The organism is Roseobacter sp. (assembly GCF_024639605.1).
GTDB lineage: Bacteria > Pseudomonadota > Alphaproteobacteria > Rhodobacterales > Rhodobacteraceae > Roseobacter.
In genome coordinates this window covers 1-4,761 of the sequence record NZ_JAHEHZ010000203.1, presented here as the reverse complement: position 1 = coordinate 4,761, position 4,761 = coordinate 1, and the positions used below count along the sequence as shown (strand labels likewise).

Here is a 4,761-nt window from a genome sequence, read left to right as displayed (position 1 = left end):
TCACAGCTGTAGCGACCGATGCGACCGGACAGCAGGTTACACAGACCGTCAGTGTCGCCGTCACCGGCACCAACGATAAGCCGGTGCTGGTGCCGATCTCGGTGGTCGGGACGGTAGACGGGCAGGCGGTGGGCGGCGTTCTTGCGGCAACCGACGTGGACGGTGCCGGAACGCTGACTTTCAGCATTGCGGATGGTCCGGACGATGGCACCCTGACGCTGACGCCTGACGGCAGTTTCAGTTATACGCCCGACGACGGGTTCCTCGGGATCGAGCGCATCACCTATCAGGTGGATGACGGTGCGGGCGGTATTTCAACTGCGCGCCTCGATATTGTCGTCGAAAACAGCGACGCCAGCGGCGACGACAATGTATCGATCGGGCTGACCACGGCGGCCTCCGCCGATACAGCAGCAGGTGCCATCGCCATCGACGTCATTGAACCGGCAGAGACCAGTGCGGTGAATGTCGTGTTCGTCCTCGACAGTTCGGGCAGTATTTCTCAGAACAACTGGGATGTGCTGCTGTCCTCCATCGGTGACTCGGTTGATATCCTGCGCGATCAGTTCAACGGCTCGACAACAAGCATCGACATACAGCTGATCAGTTTCTCTTCAGGCACGACCGCAACCGCAATCTATGATCTGAATGATCCCGGCCTTGATAATGCGATCAGCACGCTGCCGTATCTGGGCGGACTGACCAACTGGAGCGACGCTTTTATCGCAGCCGGAGATTTCCTTTTGTCAGAGCCTGCGACCGAAGCCGGTTACATGATATTTTTCACGGACGGGCGGCCCACCAGCGGGGGTTGGGAGACCGCAGTGGAGTCTCTTAAAAATCCGGCAGACGGGCGCGATCCGGTGATTATCAGTGCCTTCGGCATCGGCAATGTCGATTTTGACCAGCTGCTTATCGTGGATCCGGGCGCGCAGGAACTGGACTCACCTGATCAGCTGACCGACGGGCTCCTCGAAACAGCGCTCTTCAATCCGCAGCTTGTCTCTCTGACCGTTGAGCTTGAAGCAGATGGCGGGCCGGTGCAGGTCATAGCAGACCAGACCAGCGATGCGCTGATTGTCGAGGGTGTGGATTACGAACTGCCACTGGCCTCCATCGAAAATATCGCGGCTCTGCTGGGCGAGACCAACCGTGTCAGCGTGCGGGCAAAATTCAGCACCGACAGTAATGACAACACGATTGAGATCGATCTTTTCTCGTCAGATGAGATCGGCAAAGCCACCGGCGCGCAGGATATTGCCGGGCTCGGCGGCGCGGACCTGCTCTTTGGCAGCGATCAGGCGGATACTGTTTCCGGCGCAGGCGGCGACGACGTTATCCTCGCGTACGGCGGTAATGACGTGATCGACGGTGGCGCCGGGGATGACGTGATTCTTGCAGGTGCCGGTGATGACAGAATAAACGTGAACGACGCACCCCAGGGCACCGAAATCATCGACGGCGGGGCAGGGCGCGATACTCTGTTTCTCGGGGATGTGGGGGACATCAACGCGGTACTTGCGAGCCTTGACCTGACTGATATCGAAGTGGTCGATATGACAAACGGTCAGAATGACACGCTCACACTCTCGCTCGCGGATGTTGTCGATCTGTCGTCCACGGCCGATGAAGGCCTCGAAGATCTGCTCGCAGCAGCGTTACCCGAAAGCGCCACGATCCTCGGTAATACAGGTGATACGGTCAATTTTGAGGTTGCCGCCGGCGATGCCTTCAACGAGGTATCCGGTTCCGGGGTCACCGATGCTGCCGGAAACGCGCTCACCATATATGAATATGTGGGTGGTGCCGGTGAAGTGCTGGCCACTCTGGCGATCGACAGTGATGTGGTTGTGACCGCATCAGACGGCGCGACCGTCTGAGACACCCGCTTACACCAATCAGGCAATGAGGTTTATGCGGATTCTGTTGCCGCGGTCTTAACGGCCTTTCGCGCCAGAGCCTCGTCAAACTGTCGCTGCTGTTCCTCTCCCCAGGCCGCGACCGAGTAGAGTTTCACCACCCGGCGCAGTTCCGCCATGCGGGACCGGCGCTCTTCTTCGGGCATGTCCAGCGCCTGCAGGATCGCCTGATCCATGGACCGGTGCGAAAACGGATTGGTCACCACGGCCGAATTCAGTTCAACCGCCGCTCCGGCAAACTCGGACAGAACCAGTACCCCGTCACCATCCGTGCGCGCGGCCACGTACTCTTTGCAGACAAGGTTCATCCCGTCCACGAGCGGGGTGATCCAGGCCACATCAGCCGCGAGGTAATATTTGATCAGATCGTCAAAAGGGATCGCCCGTGAAATCAACGCGATGGGCTGCCACTCGAGCGTGCCGAAACGACCGTTGATACGGCCTGCGGTTTCTTCGATCCCGGTCTGCGTGCGCGCATAAGCCGACATGTTGCGGTCAGCACTGACGGAGACATGCATGAGCTTTACCTTGCCGCGCAACTCGGGATTGTCCTCCAGAACCCGCTCAAAGCTTTCAAGCTGGTCCACGCCGCCCTTGGTATAATCGGTTCTGCCCACGGAGAGGATCAGCCGGCAGTCTCCGAGGCCTTCGCGCACCTCTTTTGCCGCATCGATCACAGCGGGGTCGGTAGCACGACCTTCAATAAATCCGGCTGAGACGCCTACAGCGGATGAGCTGATTGATATCTCGCGGCCTTCAAAACTGATCAGCACCGGGGCGCTGCGTTCGCTCAGCGCGGTGCCGTCCGAGATCAGATCCTCTCCCACTGCTTCACGGCGCAACACATCCACATCAAACATACTGCGCGCGACAGAGACGAAATTGGCGGCATAACGTGGGATGTGAAAGCCCACGATGTCACAATCGAGAAGGCTTTTGACGATTTCGCGCCGCCAGGGCAGCACATTGAACATATCCGCCGCCGGAAATGGCGTGTGGTGGAAAAACGAGATTGTCACATCCGAGCGCAGCTGGCGCAGATACCCGGGCACCAGCCAGAGATTGTAATCATGAACCCACACCCGCGCGCCCTGTGCCGCCTCGCGCGCCGCTGCCTCGGCAAAGGCCCAGTTCACTTCCCGGAATGTCGGCCAGTCCACGGGGTCGTAGTTAAACTTCTCTTTAAAGCTGTGCAGAATCGGCCAGAAAGCCTCTTTCGAGGAGACGTGATAAAAGCTGCTGACCTGTTCTTGCGTCAGCGGCAGTCGGGAAACGGTGTAATCGCCGTGTACATCGGAAATCTCCACGACCTTCTCAAATTCCGGGTTCGAGGGGTCTTTGGCCAGCTTCCAGGCGATCCAGGATGCGTGCTCTGCCGTGCCGAAAAAACTTTTGAGCGTCGGGACAATACCGTTGGGACTCTTATTTTCACGAAAAACAGTTTTCCCGTTTTCCTCGACTTCTTCATAGGGTTGACGGTGGTAGACGATCACAAGATCGGAGGGCATGGGTCAGACCTTTTCCGGTGCAGCGTGCAGGTTAAAATAGCGCACTGCCTCCAGAATACCAGCCGCACCGATGTCTCCGGCGCGAAAGATGCGGTCCGCCTCAGGCAGCGCATCAAGCAACGGTTTTTCTGACCCGCCGACGGCAACCGCCGGGGTGCCTGCCACGAGCATCGACAGGTCATTGAGAGTGTCACCTGCCGCCAGCACATCGCCTGTCGCGATATCCAGATGGCTCAGCAGGCGCAACAAAGACGGGCCCTTGCTCACACCACCGGGCAGTACGTCAAAGAAACGGTTGTCCGAAATCAACACATCAAGGCCCAGTGCTTCGATCTTATCGGTCGCCGAAGGATCAAAGCGCTCAGGGTCGTAATCATAACTGACCCGGTACCGGAAACCAGTCGTCTGCACCTCAAGACCGGGGTGTCCGTCAAGTGTCTCGCGAACCATGTTTCCACTGTCTTTCCAGCGTGCTGCGATGTCTTCTTCAAGTTCTTCGATGGGTGCGATTTCGCGGCCGGGTGTGACCCGGGCAATCGTGGTACCCACGTCACCGATCACATAATCGGGCCAGGGCACGCCGCTGCCGCACAGTTCATGGATGAAATCCGGATCCCGTCCGCTGACAAAGATCAGGCCGACTGTGGTGCGGTTTTCCTCAATCCAGTTGTACAGCTGCGCCCGGTCAGCCTTGCTGCCGCCAAGGAATGTTCCGTCGAGATCGGTCGCCAGGACAAATCTGTGTCCGGATAAATCAGTACTCACATCAGTCTCCGTTCAGGTTGCTGAGGCTGGGCCGCGCCGGATTGCGCAGCGAAATGTCGAGCGTGCGTGGTTCGCCCTCGATCGGGCGCGTCCAGAGCGCGGCAAAAGCCTCGTTCAGTTCCGCGCCATCGTGCAGGATCGCGTCGACCGTTTCGCAGATCGGCATCGATACGTTAACACGCCGCGCCAGATCGACAATCGAACGGGCATTTGCCTCCCCCTCGACCACCACAGCGCGCCCGTCGAAACAGTCGGCCCGCTTGCGTCCCTCGCCAAGCTGCACGCCAAGTGACATGTTGCGAGATGTCTGGCTCGAACAGGTGAGCGTCAGATCTCCGGCCCCCGCAAGCCCCGTGACAGTCTCCCGCCGTCCCCCCAGGGCTTCGGCAAGCACCTTCATCTCGTACATGCCACGGGTGATCAGCGCCGCGCGGGTGTTTTCCGCAAAACCTGCACCCGTCATCATGCCGCAACCGATTGCGATCACGTTCTTGACCGCGCCGCCGATTTCGACGCCCACGAGGTCATCGGAAATATAAGTTTTGAAGGATCCTGTGCTCATCGAAAGC

General features: G+C 58.8%; 4 protein-coding genes. 1 reads left to right on the top strand and 3 read right to left on the bottom strand.

The window, feature by feature from the left end; translation table 11 throughout:
• Positions 1–1,880 (top strand): Ig-like domain-containing protein (locus Q0M35_RS17365; protein ID WP_295317516.1); only part of this gene is annotated, 1,880 nt, incomplete at its 5' end.
• Between the two features lie 32 nt (positions 1,881–1,912).
• Here the strand turns inward: Q0M35_RS17365 and ggpS are convergent.
• The 3 genes from ggpS to Q0M35_RS17350 all read right to left on the bottom strand — a co-directional run.
• Positions 1,913–3,427 (bottom strand): glucosylglycerol-phosphate synthase, encoded by a 1,515-nt coding sequence (gene ggpS / locus Q0M35_RS17360; RefSeq protein ID WP_295317515.1) that lies wholly within the window; start codon positions 3,425–3,427, stop codon positions 1,913–1,915.
• A gap of 3 nt (positions 3,428–3,430) precedes the next feature.
• Positions 3,431–4,192, bottom strand: a complete 762-nt coding sequence (locus tag Q0M35_RS17355) for an HAD-IIB family hydrolase (RefSeq protein ID WP_295317514.1) — start codon at positions 4,190–4,192, stop codon at positions 3,431–3,433.
• Position 4,193: 1 nt separating this feature from the next.
• Positions 4,194–4,761 (bottom strand): NAD(P)H-dependent glycerol-3-phosphate dehydrogenase (locus Q0M35_RS17350; RefSeq protein ID WP_366519684.1); only part of this gene is annotated, 568 nt, incomplete at its 5' end.